Below are 21112 nucleotides of genomic sequence, written 5' to 3' on the forward strand. Positions count from 1 at the left end.
TGCCTCTTTCGCCGGGCACCCGGCCCGCGAGACGGGTCGCGCAGGGCAGCAGTCGATTGTTGCAGAGCCCCGGCAGCGATACCAGCGTGCAGCGTGAAGGGAGAATCATGAACGAGAGCGATGCGATACGCGATGAGAGCGAAGCAGCGGTACCTCGCTGGTATGTGATCCAGTGCAAGGGCGGCGAATCCTTCCGCGCCACCGAGAACCTGGTCAATCAGGGCTTCGAGGTCTTTCATCCGGTGCTCGAGGTGCAGAAGAAGCGCCGCGGCAAGTTGACCTGGGTGGCCGAGCCGCTGTTTCCCTACTACCTGTTCATCCGCCTCGACCGGCTGGTGAGCAACTGGCGCCCCATCCGCTCCACCCGCGGCGTGCTGAAGCTGGTCAGCTTCGGCGAGACGCCCATCGCCGTGGATGATGCCCTGGTGGAGACGCTGTGCGAGAAGGGCAGCGAGCGCGACCAGGATGCCAACCTCTACTTCCACGCCGGCGAGGCGGTGCAGATCACCGACGGGCCCTTCAAGGAGCTGCAGGCGGTGTTCGAGAGCCACAAGGGCGAGGAGCGCGCCATCGTACTGCTCAACCTGTTGCATCGCCAGCAGCGCCTGGAGATGCCGGTGGCCAATCTGCGCCGCAACTGAGTCGGTCATCGCCGCCGGCTTTCACCCGCGACACCCCCAGCCAGGAGATCCGCATGACCATTGTCCCTCAGCGCGTCGTCACCCTGCATTATGTCTTGAGGGAGGTCCTCAGCGACGCCGACGGCCGGGTCCTCGATGATTCCCGCGCCCGCCAGCAGCCCCTCGAGTACCTGCATGGCCACCACAATATCGTCGCCGGCCTGGAGCGCGCCCTGGAGGGCCAGGGCGCCGGGGCCGAGCTGACCGTGACCCTGATGCCCGCCGACGCCTATGGCCTGCGCGATGAGGCGCTGGTGCGTGAGGTGGGGCGTGACGCCTTCCCGGTGCCGGACCTCGCCCCCGGCATGCGCTTCCAGACGCCCGGTGATGATGGCCCCGAGGTCGTCACCGTCATCGAGGTGCGCGACGACAGCGTGCTGATCGACACCAACCACCCGCTGGCCGGCCACACCCTGCGCTACGCGCTCCAGGTGCTGTCGGTGCGCGATGCCACCCGCGCCGAGCTGGCCAAGGGTCACCCGCTGCCCCCCGACACCGATCACACCCAGGTCGAGGACAGGAAGCTGCCCTGAAAACTGACCTGAATCAATTATGCCGGGTCTCGTAGCGGCCCCCGGGGCGTAACTTGATTCAGGTCAGCTTTCCCAGCGTCTTCCCGGGCTACAGTGCATCCAACACATCGAGTCGGGGAGAACACCACCATGTATCTGGATGACGCCGTAATCTTCGGGTTAGTCACCGTCGCGATGATGATCGCTTTCATGGGTGGCTGGGTCGCCTTCATCGTGCGGGATCACCGCAAGAAGCGCTGAAGCCAGCCGCAGCACGAGTCGTCAGGGGAGGGGGGAGTCTTTCCCCCCAGTGGGCCGACCTTCACGGGTCGGCCCTTTTTTATTCTTGTGGCAATATTCTTGTGGCAATGAGTTGTGGCACGCCGGTGTCGCAGATCGGCAACGACCGTGGAACAAATCGACAACGCCTCTCCGGTGGCGGCATCTCACGGTCGCAGTGGCTAGGATGAACAGTGTTCGAAATGACACCGCTCGTCGAGCCGCAGGAGGTTCCCATGCGACACCATGATCGTGAAATCGACGCCGCCGATACCCACCGTCGGCGTCGGCGCCGGCTCCTCGCCACACTCGGCGTGGGGCTGGCCGGTGCCTATGTGGCCCCCACGCTGTTCAGCGTCGGCCAGGCCCAGGCCTGGGACGGACGCCGCCGTTCGCGTCCCAGCCACTCGCGACCCAGCTGGTCGCGCCCCAGCCGTTCCCGGCCCAGCCGCTACGACGGTGCCTACCGGAGGCATGAGCGGGCCCGCCAGGAGCGTCGTTATCGTCACGACGACCGTTATCACCGGGACGACCGCTATCACCGGGACGACCGCTATCACCGGGACGACCGCTACGTCTCGCGGCGTGCCTACGAGCACGATCGCCGTCGGCTGCGCGACTATCGTGAAGACCCGGTGACCATCATCGAGGACATCGTCTTCGGTCGCCCCGATCGCCGCTGGTGATGACCGAGGCCTGGGATATTGCCCTGCCTGGTCTCGGGCGCCTCCTGCGTGTGCAGGAGGCGCCCGAGGTAGTCGAGGCCCTGGGCCAGGCGCTGCCGGGCTGGCCCCTCGCCATCGCGCGTGCCCGGGGCCTGGCCCCGGCGATACGCCTGCGGCGCAGCCGCGGAGGCTATCTGCAGCGTTCGCCCCAGCTCCCTCGCGGTCTCGAGTTGCCGACGCCGGCCTCGGCGGTATGCAGCCTGATCGCCGACCTGGGCGGCGAGCGGTTCGAGCGCGCTACCGGGCTGCTCGGCCTGCACTGTGCCAGCGTCGAGGTGGGGGGCCGCCTGGTGCTATTTCCCGAGAGCCACCGCGCCGGCAAGAGCACCCTGGCGGTGGCTTTCGCGGTGGCCGGGTATCGGCTGTTCGGCGATGATGTGCTGGGCCTGACGCGGGAGGGGTGTGGCGTGGCGCTGGGCATCGCACCACGGCTGCGCCTGCCGCTGCCCGAGACGCTTGCCCCCGAACTGGCCGATTACGCCGAGGTCCATGCCGGCCCGGAGGATGCACGCTACCGTTTCGTGCTGCCGCCCGGCAATGCCCTGGCACGCCATGGCGAGCAGGGCCCGGTGGGGGCGCTGGTGCTGCTGGAGCGCGATGACCAGCGGCGTGCACCCGAGGTGGTCCGGCTCCTGCCGGGAGAGGGGCTGCTACAGCTGCTCGCCCAGAACTTCGCCCACCATGCCGCGCCCGAGACGCTGATGGCCCACCTGCTGCCGCTGATGGAGCGCGTGCCCTGCCTGCTGCTGCGTTATGCCGAGCCGCTGGCGGCGGCCCGCCATCTGGGTGCCGTTCTCGAGGCGGTCGAGGGCGAAGTTGGTGGGAACGAGGATGGTGGGAACGCGAAGAGCAAGGCGGGGCACGACGGGATCGGGGCGGTGTGCCATGCCGGCGCCCTGGCCAGGCGCGATGCCGTGCCGGTAAACGGCCCGTTCCCCGCGACGCGGCGTTGGATGGCCGCGCGCGAGGTGCGAGGCTATCCCCTCGGCCACGAGCTGTTCCTGATCCAGCCCGCCAGCGGGGTCATCCACCGCCTGAACCCCACCGGCGAGGCGGTTTGGCGGCTGCTGTGCCAGGAGCCGCTGACCGGGAGGGAGCTAGGGGAACTGCTGGGCGAGCACTTCGACGAGCCGCTGGCGTCGGTCACCGAGGATGTCTGTCGCCTGCTGGCGGGGCTTGCCGATGCCGGCCTGTTGACCGCTGCCGAATAGCCGTGGCGCTCAGCGCTGCACCGTCAGGCGCTCCTCGGCGGGGCGCCAGTGGCGTTGCCAGGCGCGCATCACGCGTTCCGGGTACCAGGTCTTGCCCAGGCTGCCGTTGTAGCGGGCCAGGGCCCGGGTGAAGTCGCCGCGCTCCACTGCCAGGTAGTGGGCGAGTATCGTGCAACCATAGCGCAGGTTTCGCCACGGATCCTTGAGGTCGTCGGCGGGCAGGCCCAGTTCGCGGATCCAGAATGGCATGATCTGCATCAGTCCCACCGCGCCGGCGGAAGAAACCGCCTCGACCTGGAAGGCACTCTCCACCTGGATCAGGGCCAGTACCAGCTCGGGAGGCAGCCCCGCCAGCGTCGCCTCGTGATAGACACGACGCAGCAACTCGCTGCGCAGCATTGGATCCTTCACATGGCGCGACAGCGCCGGCTGCATGGCGGTAAACCACTGGCGTGCGGCCCACACCTCGGCCGGGTCACGGGAGATGGAGAGCGTCTCGTCGAGGGTGGTGCGCAGCGTATGCGGGGTATCCGGCAGCGGCTGGACCAGCAGCGGCCGACCATCGGCCGCCAGGGATGCCAGGAAATCGCCATCATCGGCCGCTACACCCGCCGCCAGCAGGCTGCTTGCCAGCATGGCGGCAAGTGAGCGGCGCATTCTGGCCAAGCTGAAACTAGCCGAGCTGGATCTTGTGGCGCAGGAAGTCGAGGATCTCCCCGGCCGGCACCATGGTGGCTTCGCTGTCACGGCGTCCCTTGTACTCCAGTTCACCCTTGTCCAGTCCGCGATCCCCGACCACCAGGCGATGGGGCAGGCCCATCAGCTCATGGTCGGCGAACTTCGCGCCGGGGCGCAGGTCGCGGTCGTCCAGCAGTACCTCGAAACCGGCGGCACTCAGCTCGGCGTAGAGTTTCTCCGACTCCTCGCGCACACGCTGCGACTTGTGGGCATTCATTGGCACCAGCGCCAGTTGGAATGGCGCGATGGCGTCCGGCCAGATGATGCCGGCGGCATCGTGGTTCTGCTCGATGGCCGCCGCCACCACGCGGGTCACCCCGATACCATAGCAGCCCATCCAGGGGTGTAGGGCACGACCTTCGTCGCCCAGCACGCTGGCGTTCATCGCCTCGGAGTACTTCTTGCCGAGCTGGAAGACATGGCCCACCTCGATGCCGCGCTTGATGGCGAGCATGCCCTGGCCGTCCGGTGAGGGGTCGCCCTCGACCACCTTGCGTATGTCGGCCACCTTGGGCAGCGCCGCATCGCGCTCCCAGTTGATGCCGAAGTAGTGCTTGCCGTCGATATTGGCACCGGCGCCGAAGTCGCTCATCAGGGCCACGCTGCGATCGATGATGACCGGCATCGCGAGGTTGACCGGGCCCAGGGAGCCGGGGCCGGCACCCACCACGGCGCGAATCTCCTCCTCGTTGGCCATGGTCAGCGGGGCCGCCACCTCGGGCAGGTTCTCGGCCTTCACCTCGTTGAGCTCGTGGTCGCCACGCACCAGCAGGGCGATCAGGCCCCCCTCGGCGGCGTGGACCATCAGGGTCTTGATGGTCTTCTCGATGGGCAGGCCGTGCTGCTCCACCAGGGTGGCGATGGTCTTGGCGTCAGGCGTATCCACCAGGCGCAGTGCCTCGCCGGGCGCCGGGCGCCGAGCGTCACTGCCCAGCGGCGCCGGCAGCGCCTCGGCCTTCTCCATATTGGCCGCGTAGTCGGACCCGGTGGAGAACACGATGTCGTCCTCGCCGGAGTCGGCCAGCACGTGGAACTCGTGGGAGCCGGTGCCGCCGATGGCGCCGTTGTCGGCGATCACCGGGCGGAAGTCCAGCCCCAGGCGGGTGAAGATCCGCACGTAGGCGTCATACATCGCCTGGTAGGTCTCCTTGAGGGAGTCCTCGTCGACGTGGAAGGAGTAGGCGTCCTTCATGATGAACTCGCGGGAACGCATCACGCCGAAGCGCGGGCGGATCTCGTCGCGGAACTTGGTCTGGATCTGGTAGAAGTTGGCCGGCAGTTGCTTGTAGCTGGAGATCTCCTTGCGGACCAGGTCGGTGATCACTTCCTCGTGGGTGGGGCCCACGCAGTAGTCGCGATCGTGGCGGTCCTTGAGGCGCAGCAGCTCGGGGCCGTACTGCTCCCAGCGGCCGGACTCCTGCCACAGTTCGGCGGGCTGGACCGCCGGCATCAGCACCTCCTGGGCGCCGGCCCGATCCATCTCCTCGCGCACGATGCGTTCGACCTTGCGCAGGGTCTTGAGCCCCAATGGCAGCCAGGTGTAGAGGCCGGAGGTGAGGCGGCGGATCATGCCTGAACGCAGCATCAGCTGGTGGCTGATGACTTCTGCATCGGCGGGGGTTTCCTTGAGGGTGGCGATCAGCATCTGGGTAGCGCGCATGGGTCCGGGGTGTCCTCGGTCGTCAAAGGGGATGGCCGCAGGGGCGGCGATGATGCGGGCATTGTACGGTGAACCCACGGGGGCGGCAAAAGCCACGCGCCCCCGCCGCTCCCGGGCGCCGATGGCTAGCGGGCCAGCTCGCGCATGGCGCTCTCCAGTCCCGCCAGGGTCATGGGGTACATGCGATCGTCGATCAACTGGCGGATCAGCTGGGTGGAGTAGGTGGTGTCCCAGGCCCGCCGCGGCATGGGATTGAGCCAGGCCAGGCGCGGGAATTTTGCCGTCAGGCGCTGGAGCCATACGGCCCCGGCCTCGTCGTTGAAGTGCTCCACGCTGCCGCCGGGGTGGGTGATCTCGTAGGGCGACATGGCGGCGTCGCCGACGATCACCACCTGGTAGTCATCGCCGTAGGTGTGCAGCACCTCCAGGGTCGGGATGCGCTCGGCGTGGCGGCGCACCTGGTCGTGGGCGTTGCTACGCCACACCCCCTCGTAGACACAGTTGTGGAAGTAGTAGGCCTCCAGGTGCTTGAACTCCGAACGCGCCGCGGAGAAGAGCTCCTCGCAGGTGCGGATATGGTCGTCCATGGAGCCCCCCACGTCGAGCAGCAGCAGCACCTTCACCGCGTTGTGGCGCTCGGGGCGCAACTGCACGTTGAGCAGGCCGGCATCCCGGGCCGTCTCACGGATGGTGGCCTCCACGTCGAACTCCTCCGCCGCCCCCTGGCGGGCGAACTTGCGCAGCCGGCGCAGCGCCATCTTGATGTTGCGGGTGCCAAGCTCGAGGGTGTCGTCGTAGTCGCGGAAGCGGCGCTCGTCCCACACCTTCACCGCGCGGCGGTGGCGAGAGCCCTCCTGGCCGATGCGGATCCCCTCGGGGTTGTAGCCGTAGGCACCGAAGGGGCTGGTGCCGCCGGTGCCGATCCACTTGTTGCCGCCGGCGTGGCGCTCCTTCTGCTCCTCGAGGCGCTGCTTGAAGGTCTCGATCAGCGCCTCGAGGCCGCCCAGGGACTCGATCTGCGCCTTCTCTTCCTCGGAGAGCTGCTTCTCGAACTCGCGTCGCAGCCAGTCGTCGGGGATCAGCGCCTCGATGGCGGCGTCGAGGTTCGAAAGCCCCTCGAACCAGGCCGCGAAGGCGCGATCGAAGCGGTCGAAGTGGCGCTCGTCCTTGACCATTACGGTGCGGGCAAGCCGGTAGAACGCCTCCATGTCGGCGAACACCACGCCGCGCTCCACCACCGCATGAAGGTCGAGCAGCTCACGCAGCGACACCGGCACCCCGGCGCGCTTGAGGGTCTCGAACAGGCCGATAAACATCCGTCAGCGCCTCTGGTTGCCCTGGCGACGCAGCATGAAGGCCAGCCGCTCCAGCAGTTGCGTATCCTGCTCGTTCTTGACGAGTGCCCCGGCCAGCGGCGGAATCGCCTTGACCGGGTCGCGCTGGTAGAGCGCCTCCCGGGCCAGCTCGTCGCTCATCAGCAGTTTGAGCCAGTCGACCAGCTCCGAGGTGGAGGGCTTCTTCTTGAGCCCCGGCGCCTGGCGCAGCTCGAAGAACACCTCCAGGGCTTCGCCGACCAGCCTGGGGGCGATGTCGGGGAAGTGCACGTCGACGATCGCCTGCATGGTCTGCCGGTCGGGGAACTCGATGTAGTAAAAGAAGCAGCGACGCAGGAAGGCGTCGGGCAGCTCCTTCTCGTTGTTGGAGGTGATGACGATGATCGGGCGGTGGCGGGCGCGGATGGTTTCGCCGGTTTCAAAGACATGGAACTCCATGCGATCCAGCTCCTGGAGCAGGTCGTTGGGGAACTCGATGTCCGCCTTGTCGATCTCGTCGATCAGCAGCACCACCCGCTGGTCGGCGGTGAAGGCGTCCCACAGCTTGCCGGGCTTGATGTAGTTGGCGACGTTCTCCACGCCCTCGACCCCCAGTTGGGAGTCGCGCAGCCGGCTCACCGCATCGTACTCGTAGAGCCCCTGTGCCGCCTTGGTGGAGGACTTGATATGCCAGGTGTGCAGCTCGGTGCCCAGCGAGGCCGCCAGCTCCTCGGCGAGCAGGGTCTTGCCGGTGCCCGGCTCCCCCTTGATCAGCAGCGGGCGCTCCAGGGTCACGGCGGCATTGACCGCCTGCTTGAGGGCCTCGGTGGCCACGTAGGTGGAAGTGGAATCAAACGCCATGGATCGTGTCTCGGCTTGTTATCAGACGGGTAAGGGGATCGAACGAGTGTACGGAAGGGGCGACGCGGCGACAAATGCCCCCGTGCGCCGCCGCGGGGCGGCGGGGGAGGGTGCTACTCCTCTGGTGTGGCGGGGCGATAGGCCTCGACCAGGGTCGCCGGGTCGTGTTCGGCATGGCCGCGGGTGGCGTGGGCGCGCAGCAGCTGGGCGGCCAGGCCGCTCATGGGTGTGGCGCTGGCGCTGCGGCGGCTCTGGGCCACCGCCATGTCCAGGTCCTTGAGCAGGGTACGCAGGTGCCAGGGCGGATCGGCGAAGTCGCTGGCCGCCATGCGCGGGGTGAGGATCCGGAAGGGCGTGGAGTCCGCGAATCCGCCGGCAAGCGCCTCGGTCAACCGGCCAGCCTCCACGCCGCTGGCCTCGGCCAGGGCCACCATCTCGGCGAGCACCGCGGCCTGGCAGCCTACGACCATCTGGTTGCACACCTTGGTGACCTGGCCGGCGCCCACCGGGCCCATATGGGTGACACGCGAGGCCAGCGGAGCGAGCTGCGGGCGCAGGGCGTCGATCCGCGACGCCTCGCCGCCGGCCATCATCACCAGGCTGCCCGCCTCGGCGCCGGCCACGCCCCCGGAGACCGGGCAGTCGACCCACCCCATGCCACAGCGCGCCTCGAGCCGGGCGGCAAAGTCACGCGTCGCCTCGGGGTCGCTGCTCGAGAAGTCGATCAGGGTCTGGCCGTGGCGGCCGTGCTCCGCCACGCCGCCCTCGCCGAACACCACGGCTTCCACCACCTCGGTATTGGCAAGGCACAGCATCACCACGTCCACACCCTGCACCAGCTCGCCGATGGAGCCGGCGACTCTTGCCCCGGCCCTGCCCAGCGCCTCGCTCTTGGTCGTGGTGCGATTCCAGACGGTCACGTCGAAGCCGGCGTCGAGCAGGCGGCGGGTCATGGGGTCGCCCATCAGGCCGAGGCCGATGAAGCCGAGCGTGGGGTGGGGCATGGGGTTCACCTCGAGAATCATTTCAATAGATAGGCCCTGAGCAGCCGCTCTTCGCGCATGACGTGCAGAATCAAGACCCGCTCACCATCAAGGCGATAGAAGATGCGACACGGCGTCACGACCACTTCCCGGTAGACGGAGTCGAAGAGTTCCGGTGGTACACGGCCTGACTGGGGGAAGCGTTCCAGGCGGTCGGTGGCGGCAAAGATGGCATGAACCAACCGTCGAGCGGCCGCGGGGTTGTCCAGAGCGATGTAGTCGGCGACGTCCTCCATGTCGAGGAGGGCTGGCTCGGTCCAAACTACGTCAGCCATCTGCTCAGCCTTTCCTTCGCCTCCGACTGGGTGAGCGTCCGTTTCTCAATGGCCGCTCGCTCACCTCGGGAGAGTCCCTCCAGCAGTGCCATTCGACGCTGCATCAGCTCGTAGTCATCCACGTCGACGAGATAGGCGGACGGCCTGCCGTGCTCGGTGATCATCACCGGCTCCTTGGAGTGGTGCAGTTCGGCCAGGATGCGAGTGGCCTGGCGTTTCAGGCTGGTAACCAGTTCAACTTTCACCGGCGTTATCCTCGAAATCTACTGTCGAGTGATACTATAGTGCTACTTCTGGGGTTTGGCAAAGCGGTCTGCAGGGTTGAACAACGCAGAAGGCCGCCCGAAGGCGGCCTTCTGTCTGTTAGCAACTTCGGCACTACCCGTAGACCTGGAAGCTTCCGGCGTTGAGCCACAGGTGCACCAGGATGCTGGCAATATAGCCCAGGGCGATCACCGGCGCCCAGCGCAGGTGGCCGGCGAAGGTGTAGTAGCCGCGGGCCTGGCCCATCAGTGCCACCCCGGCGGCGGAGCCGATGGAGAGCAGGCTGCCACCCACGCCGGCGGTGAGGGTGATCAGCAGCCAGTGGCCGTGGGACATCTCGGGCTGCATGGTCAGCACCGCGAACATCACCGGGATGTTGTCGACCACCGCCGAGATCAGGCCCAGGGCGATGTTGGCCCAGGTGGCGTCCCAGCCGGTGTAGAGGGCCTCGGAGAGCAGGCCGAGATAGCCCATGAAGCCCAGGCCACCCACGCACATCACCACCCCATAGAAGAACAGCAGGGTGTCCCACTCGGCGCGCGCCACGCGGTTGAAGACATCGAAGGGCACCACGCTGCCCAGCTGGGCCAGGCGCTTGTCGTCGCCGAGGCGAGTGTAGCGGGCACGCTTGCGCTCCAGCGAGCGGGGCAGGGTGCGGCGCAGGAAGAAGCCGAAGAACTGCAAGTAGCCCAGGCCCGTCATCATGCCCAGCACCGGTGGCAGGTGCAGCAGGCTGTGGCAGGCCACGGCGGTGGCCACGGTCAGCAGGAACAGCAGCACGATCCGGCGCGCACCGCGCTTGAGCTCCACCTCCTCCTCGACACCCTCCGGCGTGCGCTTGCCGATGAACAGACTCATGGCGACGGCGGGCACCAGGAAGTTGACCAGCGAGGGGCCCAGCAGGGCGAAGAACTCGTAGAACTTGACCATGCCGGCCTGCCACACCATCAGGGTGGTGATGTCGCCGAAGGGGCTGAAGGCGCCGCCGGCGTTGGCCGCCACCACGATATTGATACAGGCCAGGTTGATGAAGCGCTTGTCGCCTTCGGCCACCTTGATCACCACCGCGCACATCAGCATGGCGGTGGTCAGGTTGTCGGCGACGGGGGAGATCACGAAGGCCAGGCCGCCGGTGATCCAGAACAGCTGGCGATAGCTGAAGCCCTTGCGCACCATCCAGGCGCGCAGGGCGTCGAACACCCGGCGCTCCTCCATGGCGTTGATATAGGTCATCGCCACCAGCAGGAAGAGCATCAGCTCGGTGAACTCGAGCAGGGTCTCGCGGAAGGCATGTTCGGCATCGGTGGGCATGCCGGCCTGCACATAGACCCAGCCGATCAGACCCCAGATCAGGCCGGCGGCGATCAGCACCGGCTTGGACTTGCGCATATGCAGCTTCTCCTCGCCCATGACGAGCGCATAGGCGAGGATGAACAGCGCCACCGCCACGAACCCGGAAAACGACCCGGTCAGGTCCAGGGGGCCGGTGACGGCATGGGCGGGAGCGCTGGCAAGCAGCAAAACGGAAACGACGGACAGCAGAAGACCCGGCCGGCGGAGGCTCCGCGACCAGGCTGAAGGGTGACAGCCGGTAGGTATGGCAGTGTGTCCTGGGAAGGAAGGGAAGGGTGGGAAAACCCCTTACTTATAGCACGCGATGCTGCGCTGCGGTATCGGCGCACATTTCCCTGGCCATGCCAATTCGGCATGAGCGCGATCGGGCCTGCCCAATGCCCCTGCATGGGCAGTAGAGTTTGCTTGAAGCGTGTATCACACTGGCACGAACGGTCGCTGCAAAGGGAACCGATCATGCGATTAAGGATACTTTCCGACCTGCATCTCGAATGTTTCGACAAGGAGCGAGAGCTGCCGGACAAGGCGTGCGATGTGGTGATCCTCGCCGGCGATATCTCGCGCAAGACCCGTGGGCTCGAGTGGGCGGCGGAGCGTTTCGCCGGCACACCGATACTCTATGTTCCCGGCAACCACGAGTTCTATCGGAGCAGCATGCCGCAACTGCGCAGGGAGCTGGAGGTCGAGGCAGACCGTCTCGGTATCCATCTGCTCGACAACCGCACCCTGACCCTGGGTGGAGTGCGCTTTCATGGCACCACTCTATGGACCGATTTCGATCTCTACGCGGGGAAGCCGGATCACGATCCGGCACTCACCGAGGAGAGGGTGCTGGCCTTCATGCCGGATTTCCACATCATCGAGCAGCCCGATGGGGTGGTGTTCTCCCAGGCGGAGAGCCGACGACTGCATGCCGAAGCGGTGGCCTGGCTGGAAGGGGAACTGGCACAGCCGTTCGATGGACCGCGGGTGGTGATTAGTCACCACGCGCCCCTGGCCGAGTGCATTCCGCCCCGTTATCGCGGTGATGCGGCCTCTCCGGCCTTCGCCTCGCATCTGCCGCAGCTTATGGGCCGGATGGATCTGTGGATCCATGGGCATGTGCATGAGCCGGTGGACTTAGAATCAGGTGGTACGCGCATCATCGCCAACCCTGGCGGTTATCCCGATGAGTTCGACCCGCCCCTGTTCTCGCCCGACCTGACGGTCGAAGTAGGCGTGCCATGATGTTGCTGAGTGGTGTCTACCTGCTGGCGAGCCTGGTGGCCCTGGGTCTGTATGGCACCGACAAGGCTGCGGCGCGCCGAGATAGGCGACGCATCCGCGAGTCGACCCTGCAGCTTGTCGCCCTGGTGGGCGGCTGGCCCGGCGCCTTGCTGGCGCGGCGCTGGTTTCGCCACAAGACCCACAAGCAGCCGTTCGGGACGATCCTCTGGGGATGCGTCGCCTTGAATCTCGGCGCCGTGACCTGGCTGGCCATGGCGGATTCCGCGGCAGGGCTGCGGCGACTGGTCGCTCTGGAGTAGCCCCTTGCCGAGTCGACAAGGATTCATCCTGACCCGTCACTGGCAGGATACCGCCGAGGGCATCCGGGTATGGCTGTGGCTGGCCACCGATGAGGGGCCACTGTGCGTCACCCTGCTGGTGCAGCACGCGGTGGCCTTCCTGCCGGCTGAGCAGCGTGCCGAGGCCGAGTCGGTGGTCGGTAGCGAATCGGGCCTCGAGCTGCGGGGCCTCGAGTTGAAGGACTTTCGGCACCGACCGGTCCTTGGGCTATATGCGCGTCACTATCGTGAGCTGCAGGCGGCGGGACGTCGCCTGCAGGAGGTTGGCGTCACGCTCTACGAAGCTGACATCCGTCCTCCGGAGCGCTATCTGATGGAGCGGTTCATCACCGCACCTGTGGAGGTGCAGGGTACGCCGGACGGAGTGGGTGGCCTGATCGAGGCGCACCTGCGCCCGGCCCCCGGCTACCGCCCACGTCTTCGCACTGTCTCGCTGGATATCGAGACCAGCGCCCGGGGCGAGCTCTACTCGATCGCCCTGGAAGGCTGCGGGCAGCGCCAGGTGTTCATGCTCGGCCCGCCCAACGGCGAGGCCGGCGAGCTCGACTTCCGCCTCGACTACTGCGCGAGCCGCGGGGCGCTGATCGAGGCGCTGAACGCCTGGATCGCGACCCATGACCCGGACGCCATCATCGGCTGGAATCTGGTGCAGTTCGACCTGCGCCTGCTCCACGAGCACGCCCGCCGGCTCGGCGTGGCGCTGCGGCTGGGCCGCGGCGGGGCCGAGATGGAGTGGCGCGCCCACGGTCACCAGGCCAATCATTTCTTCGCCTCGGCGGCGGGTCGGCTGATCATCGACGGCATCGAGGCGCTGCGCTCGGCCACCTGGCACTTCCCCTCCTTCAGCCTCGAGCACGTGGCGCAGGCCCTGCTCGGTGAGGGCAAGGCGATCGAGACCCCCTACCAGCGCCTCGACGAGATCCTGCGCCTCTTCGCCGAGGACAAGCCGGCGCTGGCGCGCTACAACCTCAAGGACTGCGAGCTGGTGACGCGGATCTTCGCGCACACCGAGCTCTTCGCCTTCCTGCTGGAGCGGGCCAGCGTCACCGGGCTCGCCGCCGATCGCAGCGGCGGCTCGGTGGCGGCCTTCACCCACCTCTACCTGCCGCGGCTGCACCGGCTGGGCCTGGTGGCGCCGAACCTCGGCGCGGGCGAGACCGCGGAGAGCCCCGGCGGCTTCGTCATGGACTCGCGCCCCGGCCTCTACGACTCGGTGCTGGTGCTCGACTTCAAGAGCCTCTATCCGTCGATCATCCGAAGCTTCCTGATCGATCCGGCGGGGCTGGTGGAGGGGCTCGCCGAGCCCACCGACGCCGCCTCGGTGCCGGGCTACCTGGGCGCGCGCTTCTCGCGCACTCGCCACGCCCTGCCGGGCATCGTGGCGCGGGTCGGGGAGGGGCGCGAGGCCGCCAAGCGGGCCGGCAACGCGCCGCTCGCCCAGGCGCTCAAGATCATCATGAACAGCTTCTATGGGGTGCTGGGCTCGAAGGGCTGTCGCTTCTTCGATGCGCGCCTGGCCTCGTCGATCACCATGCGCGGCCACGCCATCATGCATCGCACCCGCGAGCTGATCGAGGCCGAGGGGGTTACCGTGATCTACGGCGACACCGACTCCACCTTCGTCTGGCTCGGCCGCGCGCACCCGGAGAATGAGGCAGCGGCGATCGGCCGGCGCCTGGTGGCGCGGGTCAACGCCTGGTGGCGCGAGCACCTGGCCGTCGAGTACGGCCTGAAAAGCGCCCTGGAGCTGCAGTTCGAGACCCACTACCGACGTTTCCTGATGCCCACCATCCGCGGCGCGGAGGCGGGCAGCAAGAAGCGCTACGCCGGGCTCGTGCGCGACGCGGCGGGGGAGGAGCGGCTGGTCTTCAAGGGCCTGGAGACGGTGCGCAGCGACTGGACGGAGCTCGCCAAGGAGTTCCAGCAGGAGCTCTACCGGCGCGTCTTCGCCGGCGAGCCGTGGCGCGAGTACGTGCAGGCGTTCGTCGGCGACTTCCTGCGCCGCACCCGGGAAGGCGAGGAGGACGCGCGGCTGATCTACCGCAAGCGGCTGCGCCGGCGCCTCGCCGACTACCAGCGCAACGTGCCGCCCCACGTGCGCGCCGCCCGGCTCGCCGACGAGCACAACGACCGCCTGGGCCGTCCGCGCCAGTACCAGCAGGGGGGCTGGATCCGCTACGTGATGACGGTGGCCGGGCCCGAGCCCCTGGAGCGGCGCCGGGCGGCGATCGATGCCGACCACTACCTGACCCGCCAGCTCCAGCCGGTGGCCGATGCCATCCTGCCCTTCGTGGGCGACGACTTCGCGGCGCTGATCGACCGCCAACTGGGACTGTTCTAAACCGGCGGGCCGGGGTCGGTCAGGGTATGGGGGGCGTCTCACGGCTGGCGCCCGAGGAGCGCGTGGCGAACTGCAGCTCGGCCAGATGGCGATAGAGCGGGCTTGTCTCCATCAGCTCGGCGTGGCGGCCGGCGGCGACCAGGCGCCCCTCGTCCATCACCAGCAGCCGGTCGGCGGCGACCACCGTGGCCAGGCGGTGGGCGATCACCAGGCTCGTGCGGCCCACCATCAGCCGGTCCAGCGCCTGCTGCACCAGTCGCTCGCTCTCGGCATCCAGGGCGCTGGTCGCCTCGTCCAGCAGCAGCACCCGGGGATCCTTGAGCAGCGCCCGGGCAATCGCCAGGCGCTGACGCTGGCCACCGGAGAGCTGCACGCCACCCGGGCCCAGCGGGGTATCGAAGCCCTGGGGCAGGGCGTCGATAAAGGTCAGGACGTTGGCGTCCCGGGCGGCGGCGCGCAGCGCCTCGAGGTCCGCCCCGGGGTCTCCATAGCCCAGGTTGTCGGCCACGCTGCCGGTGAACAGCACGGGTTCCTGGGCCACCAGGCCCAGCGCCGAGCGCAGCTCGCCCGGATCCAGGTCGCGCAGGTCGATGCCGTCCAGGCGCAGGCTGCCGCTGTCGGGATCGTGGAAGCGCAGCAGCAGCGCGAGCAGGGTGCTCTTGCCGGCCCCGGAGGGGCCCACCAGCGCCACTCGCTCGCCCGGCTGGATGGTCAGGTCGAAGGCCTCAAGCGCCGGGGTGTCGCGCCCTGGATAGGTGAAGCTCACCCCCTCCAGGCGGATCTCGCCGGCGAGGGGGCGGGGCAGCGGCACTGGGCAGGCCGGTGGCGCGATGGTGGGGCGGGTATCCAGCAGCTCCAGCAAGCGTTCCGCTGCCCCCGCCGCCCGCTGGACATCCCCGGCCACCTCGGCCAGGGTCGCCACGGCGCCGGCCGCCAGCACGGCGTAGAAGACGAAGGCCGAGAGCTCGCCGGCGCTCATGGTGCCGGCCAGTACCGCCTGGCCACCCTGCCACAGCATGATGCCTACCGCCGCGAAGACCGCCAGCATGGCCAGCCCCGTCAGCATGGCGCGCTGTCGGGTGCGCGTCACGGCGCTGGCGAAGGCCTCCTCGACGCGCCCGGCATAGTCGCGCCGATCGATCGTCTCATGGGTGAAGGCCTGGACGCTGCGGATACCGGACAGGGCCTCGCCGGCATAGCGGCCGAGTTCCGCCACCCGGTCCTGGCTGACACGCGAGAGCCGCCGCACCCGCCGGCCGAACCACAGGATCGGCAGCACGGTGGCGGGGATGCCCAGCAGCACGATGGCCGAGAGCCAGGGCTGGGTCACCAGCATCAGCGCTACGGCACCGGCGAGCATCAGCAGGTTGCGCAGGGCCAGCGAGATCGAGGAGCCGAACAGGCTCTGCAGCACGCTGGTGTCGGCGGTGAGTCGTGAGGTGATCTCGCCGGCGGCCTGTCCCGGCCCCTGGGCACTCTCGAAGAAGCCCGGCTCCAGGGTCAACAGGTGGTCGAAGACCCGGCGGCGCAGGTCCGCGGCCAGCCGCTCGCCGATCCAGGTTACCAAGTAGTAGCGCAGCGCCGAGGCCATCGCCAGTACCGTCACCACGGCCAGCATGCCGAGCAGCACCCGGTTGAGCTGGCGGGCATCCTCGGCCAGGAAGCCCTGGTCGATCACCAGGCGCAGCCCCTGGCCGAGCAGCAGCACGCTGCCGGAGGCCAGCAGCAGCGCCAGTGCGGCCAACGCCAGGCGCCATCGATAGGGGGCGAGCAGCGACAGCAGGCGCAGCAGCACGCGGGGATCGGGACGCTCGGTCATGGGGCTCTCTTGCGGGACGCCTTCCGGCATTGCCGCGACGATAACAGCCCGGGCGGCGCGCTGCATGATGCCCCGGCCCTGCTTCTAGTGTCATTGCGTTCGACAGGCGTCGCGGGCCGTTGCCGTTCATGGGTATTGTTCGCCGATGACACTGTCGCCTGAGAGGTGATGCCCGACACGAGAGCGCCGCCTCGCGCCTTCACTCCTGGCGCTTGAGCTGCTCGCGGAGCTGCTTGGGCACCTGCTTGATAATCAGCCGGTCCTGCTCCTCGTCATACTCCACGCTGGAGCCCAGCAGGTGGGAGTCGAAGCTGATCGACACCCCGCCGGCGCGGCCGGTGAAGCGCCGGAAGCGGTTGAGGGTCTTTCTGTCCGGCGGGATCTCCGGAGACAGCCCATAGTCGGCATTGCGGATATGATCAAAGAAGGCCCTGGGCTGCTGCTCGTCGAGCATGCCCGAGAGTTCCTCCAGAGTGATCGGTTCGCCGCGGCTGGCCTGCTCGCTGGCGTAGTCGACCAGTGCTTCGGTCTTCTCGCGACAGGCCTCCTCCGCCAGGTCTTCCTGCTCCACGTAGTCGCTGAACGCCTTGAGCAGGGTGCGGGTCTCGCCGGGGGCATCGACGCCCTCCACCGCACCCAGCAGGGCCGCGAAGCCTTCGGCGAGTGCCTTGCCGCCACGCTCGCGGGTCCAGGAGAGGTACTGCCTGGAATCACCGCCCTGCCACTGGCTGATATCGAGCCGGGCGGCCAGGCTCATCTGCGTCAGGTTGAGCTGACGCGCGGATACCGGCTGCAGGGTGTCGTCGATGGCGAAGCCCTCGCGATGGTGCAGCAGGGCCAGGGTCAGGAAGCGTGCATCGCCGAAGCGTGTGTCCAGCACCATCAGGTCGCCGGAGACCGACAGATGGGCGTCCAGCAGCCTGGCCAGGCGCTCGGCGACGCCCCGCGTCAGGGCCACGAACTCCCGTTTCTCCTCGAGATAGTCGGTGATCTCCGCCGCCAGCACCGAGCCTTCGCCTTGGCTATCCGCCTCGGCGTCGCCTGGCGTGTCGAGCCCGCCAGCATGGAAGTGCCCCCACGCCTTGCTCTTGGCATGATAGGCCCGGGTCAGGCCCTCCAGCATGGCCTCCAGGGCGTCCGAGGCGGGCAGGGCGGCGCTGGCCGGCAGCAGGCGTGCCGGGGCGTCGCCGGCCTTCTCGATGCGATGGACGATGGCGTTGAGAATCGGCATGGGGGCTCCCGCGATGGTGGACGAGGAGCCGGATGATACCTGGCGCGGTGCGTTGCCGATAGGCGACCCGCGTCAGCGCCCCTCGAGATAGGCGGTCATCGAGCCGGCCATCAGCAGGGCGATCAAGTCGGCCTGGCGATGGGTATCGGTCTTCTGGAAGAGGTTGCGCAGGTGGAAGGCCACGGTGGTGGGGGAGACGCCCATCTGCTCGGCGATCTCCTCGCTGCGCAGCCCCTCCAGCAGCGCCAGGGCGATGCGCGTCTCGGTGGGGGTCAGCCCGAACAGGCTGGCCAGCACGCCGCGCGGCAGCGGTGGGCGCTGGCTCGGTGCCGAGAGCAGCGCCACCACGCAGGCCTCCTCGCCGCTGCTCTCCGGTGACTGGCCCAGGGCACAGATCAGTACCAGCAGGCCATGATCCCCCGGGCGATGGGGCAGGCGCAGGGAGAAGACCGGCTCCTCCCCCTGGCGGCTGGAGCGGGTCGCCGCCGCGAGGCACTCCCGCAGACGACGCGCCATGACGCCGCTGGCCGAGAGCCGCGTGTTCAACGCCAGCACGTCACTCTCGCCAGCCAGCTGTTGCGCACGCTGGTTGGCGAAGATGATGCGGCCTTCGCTATCCAGCAGCACCATGCCGGGGGCGACCAGGTCCAGGGCGCGGGTGGCCGCCTGGAAGGCCTGCTGCGAGGCTTTCTGGTGGAGTGCCGCCATGGCCTCGCGCAGCTCCTGCAGCTCATGGTTGGACTTGTCGCGCATGCGGCGGACCTGGCGCAGGCGGGCGGCCACGGTAGCCAGCAGCAGATCATAGTCGATGGGCTTGACCAGGTAGTCATCGGCGCCCAGGCGCTTGCCTTCCACCACATCCTGGGGGGCGGAGAGCGCGGTCAGGAACACGAAGGGGGTATCGGCCAACTGGGGCCGGCGTTCGCGCACGGCATCGAGGACCGCATAACCGTTGAGGCCGGGCATGTTGATATCGCACAGGATCAGGTCCGGGGTGCAGGCGTCCAACTGCTGCAGGGTGGCGTCGCCATCGGCCGCCTCGAGCACGGCGTAGCCGGATTCCCTCAGCTCGTCGCAGATATCCGCGCGCAGGTCCTCCTGGTCCTCGGCACACAGGATCAGCGGTGCACGTGCAGAGGGCTTATGACGGCTCATTACGAGTCTCCTGGATATCGGCGGCGGGTAGCCACAGGGTGACGTGGGTGCCCTCGCCGAGGGTCGACTCCAGCGTCAGGTCGCCGTGCTGGATGCGGGCCAGGTGGCGGGCGATGTTCAGCCCCAGGCCGGTGCCGTCGGTGCCCGTGGCATTGCTGCCGCGAAAGAAGCGTTCGAACAGCTGCGGCTGCTCGTCAGCCGGAATCCCCGGGCCGAAGTCCGTGACCCGGCAGGTCACGTGATCGCCTTCCCGCGCGGTGGTGATGCACACTGGCCGGCCCTCGGGCGAGTACTTCAGGGCGTTGTCGATCAGGTTGGCCAGTACCTGTTCGGTCAGGACGCGGTCGCACCAGGCCAGGGGTTCCGGTGTGCCGTGCTGCGTCTGCAGCCGCCGGGTTTCGGTGGCCTCCCACTGCTGGCGGCAGAGGTGATCGACGATGTCCCACAGCGAGTGACGGCCGAGGTTGGGGTCGACCTGCTTGCCGTCGAGTCGCGCCGCGGTCAGCGAGGATTCGACCAGGCGCGTCATCTGGGCCACCGCCTCGCGCAGCCGCGTGTAGCGCCCGCTGCGCTGCTCGGCGGTGAACTGGTGGTGACGTCGCTGCAGGCGTTGCAGGCCGGAGTCGATCACCGCCAGCGGAGTGCGGAACTGGTGTGACACCATGGCCGCGAAACTGCGGTAGAACTCGCTGACGCTGCGTTCGCGATCGAGCGCCTGGGCCAGCGCCTCGGCGGCGCGACGGTAGCGGTGGATATGGTGTGCGACCTCCTGCTTCAGGTGGTCGCGATGGGTCGTCAGGGCGCGCTGGGCGGCACGCCGCTGGCGCAGGGCGGTGACCAGCAGCATGACCAGTATCCACCCGCTCAGGCCGATGCCGACGATGGAGGTGATGACCTTCTCGAGGCTGCTGCGGTAGGTGTCCAGGCGTGCCCCCGCACTCTCCCACTCGACGATCATCACCCGGTTGGCGATGCGGTTGAGGCTGTCCATCAGCGCATCCAAGTGGGGCGTGAGCCGCTCGGGCGCGAAGCGTGCCTCGCCCCGGGCCGTCGTGGCGGCCTCGCGCAGGGCATGCATTTGGGCCAGCGCCTCGTCGAGACGCGGCTCCAGCCCCTCGGCGGCCAGGTAGCGGCGCTGGGGGCCCTCATCCATCAGCGTCAGGCGGCTGGTGAGGATATCCAGGCGCAGTTCGGGATCCTCCTCGCTATCACCCAGCGCCCGGCGGTTCACCGCCTGGTCCAGGAGGTGGCTGGCCACCTGCGCCTGGGTGACGACCCACAGCATGTTCTCGTCCACGTTGCTGCGCATGGCCTGCTCGACCTGGAAGAGGCGCACCAGGGCGAAGGCCAGGAAGGCGGTCAGGGCCACGATGGCCAGGCTGGGAAGGGCGTAGGCCGGTACGGCGCGCAGCCTGGCCATCACTCGATCTCGAGCTGGCGCAGTTGCCAGACCCAGCGATAGTCGTAACGGATGTCCTGCAGCTCGGCGTGAGCGTCGCGGGGATAGACGATCCAGAGTGGCCCCTTGTCGCGCCGGGTCAGGCGCTCGCCGTTCATGGTGTCGGCGAGCATGACGTCATAGCGCTCGAAGTCCGCGGCGGGGATCTCGGTGAGGTAGTCATTGAGGGCCCGGGCCGTCACCGTCTCGCCCTTGGCCTGCAGGGCAGCCAGCAGGTCCCGGGCCAGAAAGCCTTCGAACGTCTGGGGGCCATCGGTGACGCTGGTGTGGGTCGTTAGCCGTTCACGGGGCAGGGCCGCCAGCATGTGCGCGTCCAGCCGTGCCTCGTCATCCACGTTGGTCAGGCCGATCGCGCCGCTCACCGTCAGGATGACCTCCCCCGAGGGCGGAGGTAGCGGGCCCGCGGCGAGTGGCGGTGCGGCCAGCAGCACTCCCCAGAGCAGCAGGGCACTCTGTGTTGCCTTCACATGGTTACTCCTTCCCCGGGGCCTGCTCTCAGACTAGTCGAAACGCAGTCCGTGTCCCCCTGCAAACGAAGGGGGCGAGTCGCCGGTAAATGGCTACTCTGCTCATACCCTGTCGATATCCGGTGCATTCGCCGTGCCGGGAGATCCGTGCAACGGGGTGC

General features: G+C 68.2%; 21 protein-coding genes. 8 read left to right on the plus strand and 13 right to left on the minus strand.

Features of this window, described 5'->3' with window-relative positions:
• The first annotated feature begins 107 nt into the window (after positions 1–107).
• The 5 genes from rfaH to NFH66_RS07395 all read left to right on the plus strand — a co-directional run bounded on the left by rfaH (position 108) and on the right by NFH66_RS07395 (position 3407).
• Positions 108–641 carry a transcription/translation regulatory transformer protein RfaH gene (gene rfaH / locus NFH66_RS07375; RefSeq protein WP_349609501.1) on the plus strand — a complete coding sequence of 178 codons (534 nt, stop codon included), beginning with the start codon at positions 108–110 and terminating at the stop codon, positions 639–641.
• A gap of 53 nt (positions 642–694) precedes the next feature.
• Positions 695–1213: an FKBP-type peptidyl-prolyl cis-trans isomerase gene (locus NFH66_RS07380; protein WP_349609503.1), complete on the plus strand. Its 519-nt coding sequence runs from the start codon at positions 695–697 to the stop codon at positions 1211–1213.
• 129 nt (positions 1214–1342) lie between these two features.
• The gene (ccoM, locus tag NFH66_RS07385; protein ID WP_349609505.1) at positions 1343–1453 is read left to right on the plus strand and encodes a cytochrome c oxidase subunit CcoM; all 111 of its coding nucleotides are present in this window, start codon (positions 1343–1345) and stop codon (positions 1451–1453) included.
• Between the two features lie 254 nt (positions 1454–1707).
• Positions 1708–2157 (plus strand): hypothetical protein, encoded by a 450-nt coding sequence (locus NFH66_RS07390; RefSeq protein WP_349609507.1) that lies wholly within the window; start codon positions 1708–1710, stop codon positions 2155–2157.
• Positions 2157–3407 carry a PqqD family peptide modification chaperone gene (locus tag NFH66_RS07395; RefSeq protein WP_349609508.1) on the plus strand — a complete coding sequence of 417 codons (1251 nt, stop codon included), beginning with the start codon at positions 2157–2159 and terminating at the stop codon, positions 3405–3407. The genes NFH66_RS07390 and NFH66_RS07395 overlap by 1 nt, the downstream gene beginning before the upstream one ends.
• 9 nt (positions 3408–3416) lie before the next feature.
• On the opposite strand, the gene NFH66_RS07400 is transcribed toward NFH66_RS07395, so the two are convergent.
• From NFH66_RS07400 to nhaD, 8 genes are all read right to left on the minus strand, one after another.
• A complete protein-coding gene (locus NFH66_RS07400; RefSeq protein ID WP_349609510.1) occupies positions 3417–4064 on the minus strand; it encodes a lytic transglycosylase domain-containing protein in 648 nt (215 codons plus the stop codon).
• A gap of 16 nt (positions 4065–4080) precedes the next feature.
• Positions 4081–5805 carry a proline--tRNA ligase gene (locus tag NFH66_RS07405; protein WP_349609511.1) on the minus strand — a complete coding sequence of 575 codons (1725 nt, stop codon included), beginning with the start codon at positions 5803–5805 and terminating at the stop codon, positions 4081–4083.
• A gap of 125 nt (positions 5806–5930) precedes the next feature.
• A complete protein-coding gene (locus tag NFH66_RS07410; protein ID WP_349609513.1) occupies positions 5931–7121 on the minus strand; it encodes a vWA domain-containing protein in 1191 nt (396 codons plus the stop codon).
• Between the two features lie 3 nt (positions 7122–7124).
• Positions 7125–7979: an AAA family ATPase gene (locus tag NFH66_RS07415; RefSeq protein ID WP_349609514.1), complete on the minus strand. Its 855-nt coding sequence runs from the start codon at positions 7977–7979 to the stop codon at positions 7125–7127.
• Between the two features lie 113 nt (positions 7980–8092).
• Positions 8093–8983, minus strand: a complete 891-nt coding sequence (locus tag NFH66_RS07420; RefSeq protein ID WP_349609515.1) for an NAD(P)-dependent oxidoreductase — start codon at positions 8981–8983, stop codon at positions 8093–8095.
• 17 nt (positions 8984–9000) lie between these two features.
• Positions 9001–9297 (minus strand): type II toxin-antitoxin system RelE/ParE family toxin, encoded by a 297-nt coding sequence (locus NFH66_RS07425; protein WP_349609517.1) that lies wholly within the window; start codon positions 9295–9297, stop codon positions 9001–9003.
• Entirely contained in the window at positions 9285–9542 is a 258-nt protein-coding gene (locus NFH66_RS07430; RefSeq protein WP_349609518.1) for a type II toxin-antitoxin system Phd/YefM family antitoxin, read from the minus strand. Before NFH66_RS07430 ends, NFH66_RS07425 begins: the two co-directional genes overlap by 13 nt.
• Before the next feature lie 133 nt (positions 9543–9675).
• Complete coding sequence (nhaD, locus tag NFH66_RS07435) at positions 9676–11103, minus strand: sodium:proton antiporter NhaD (RefSeq protein WP_502878671.1); 1428 nt, start codon at positions 11101–11103, stop codon at positions 9676–9678.
• Between the two features lie 267 nt (positions 11104–11370).
• Between nhaD and NFH66_RS07440 the strand changes: the two genes are divergently transcribed.
• Genes NFH66_RS07440 through NFH66_RS07450 form a run of 3 tightly spaced genes read left to right on the plus strand, consistent with a single transcriptional unit; the run spans position 11371 to position 14820 of the window.
• Entirely contained in the window at positions 11371–12141 is a 771-nt protein-coding gene (locus NFH66_RS07440; protein ID WP_349609521.1) for a metallophosphoesterase, read from the plus strand.
• Positions 12138–12440, plus strand: coding sequence for a DUF1294 domain-containing protein (locus NFH66_RS07445; protein WP_349609523.1), 303 nt, complete (start codon positions 12138–12140; stop codon positions 12438–12440). Before NFH66_RS07440 ends, NFH66_RS07445 begins: the two co-directional genes overlap by 4 nt.
• Positions 12441–12444: 4 nt before the next feature.
• Entirely contained in the window at positions 12445–14820 is a 2376-nt protein-coding gene (locus NFH66_RS07450) for a DNA polymerase II (protein WP_349609524.1), read from the plus strand.
• Between the two features lie 19 nt (positions 14821–14839).
• On the opposite strand, the gene NFH66_RS07455 is transcribed toward NFH66_RS07450, so the two are convergent.
• From NFH66_RS07455 to NFH66_RS07475, 5 genes are all read right to left on the minus strand, one after another.
• A complete protein-coding gene (locus tag NFH66_RS07455; RefSeq protein ID WP_349609525.1) occupies positions 14840–16639 on the minus strand; it encodes an ABC transporter transmembrane domain-containing protein in 1800 nt (599 codons plus the stop codon).
• Positions 16640–16838: 199 nt separating this feature from the next.
• Positions 16839–17870: a nucleoid-associated protein gene (locus NFH66_RS07460; protein WP_349609527.1), complete on the minus strand. Its 1032-nt coding sequence runs from the start codon at positions 17868–17870 to the stop codon at positions 16839–16841.
• A 72-nt stretch (positions 17871–17942) separates the two neighbouring features.
• A complete protein-coding gene (locus NFH66_RS07465) occupies positions 17943–19025 on the minus strand; it encodes a response regulator (protein ID WP_349609529.1) in 1083 nt (360 codons plus the stop codon).
• Entirely contained in the window at positions 19012–20445 is a 1434-nt protein-coding gene (locus tag NFH66_RS07470; protein WP_349609531.1) for a sensor histidine kinase, read from the minus strand. Before NFH66_RS07470 ends, NFH66_RS07465 begins: the two co-directional genes overlap by 14 nt.
• Positions 20445–20951, minus strand: a complete 507-nt coding sequence (locus NFH66_RS07475) for a putative pterin-binding protein (protein ID WP_349609533.1) — start codon at positions 20949–20951, stop codon at positions 20445–20447. Before NFH66_RS07475 ends, NFH66_RS07470 begins: the two co-directional genes overlap by 1 nt.
• Between the last annotated feature and the right edge of the window lie 161 nt (positions 20952–21112).

Source organism: Halomonas sp. H10-9-1 (genome assembly GCF_040147005.1).
Taxonomy (GTDB): domain Bacteria; phylum Pseudomonadota; class Gammaproteobacteria; order Pseudomonadales; family Halomonadaceae; genus Halomonas.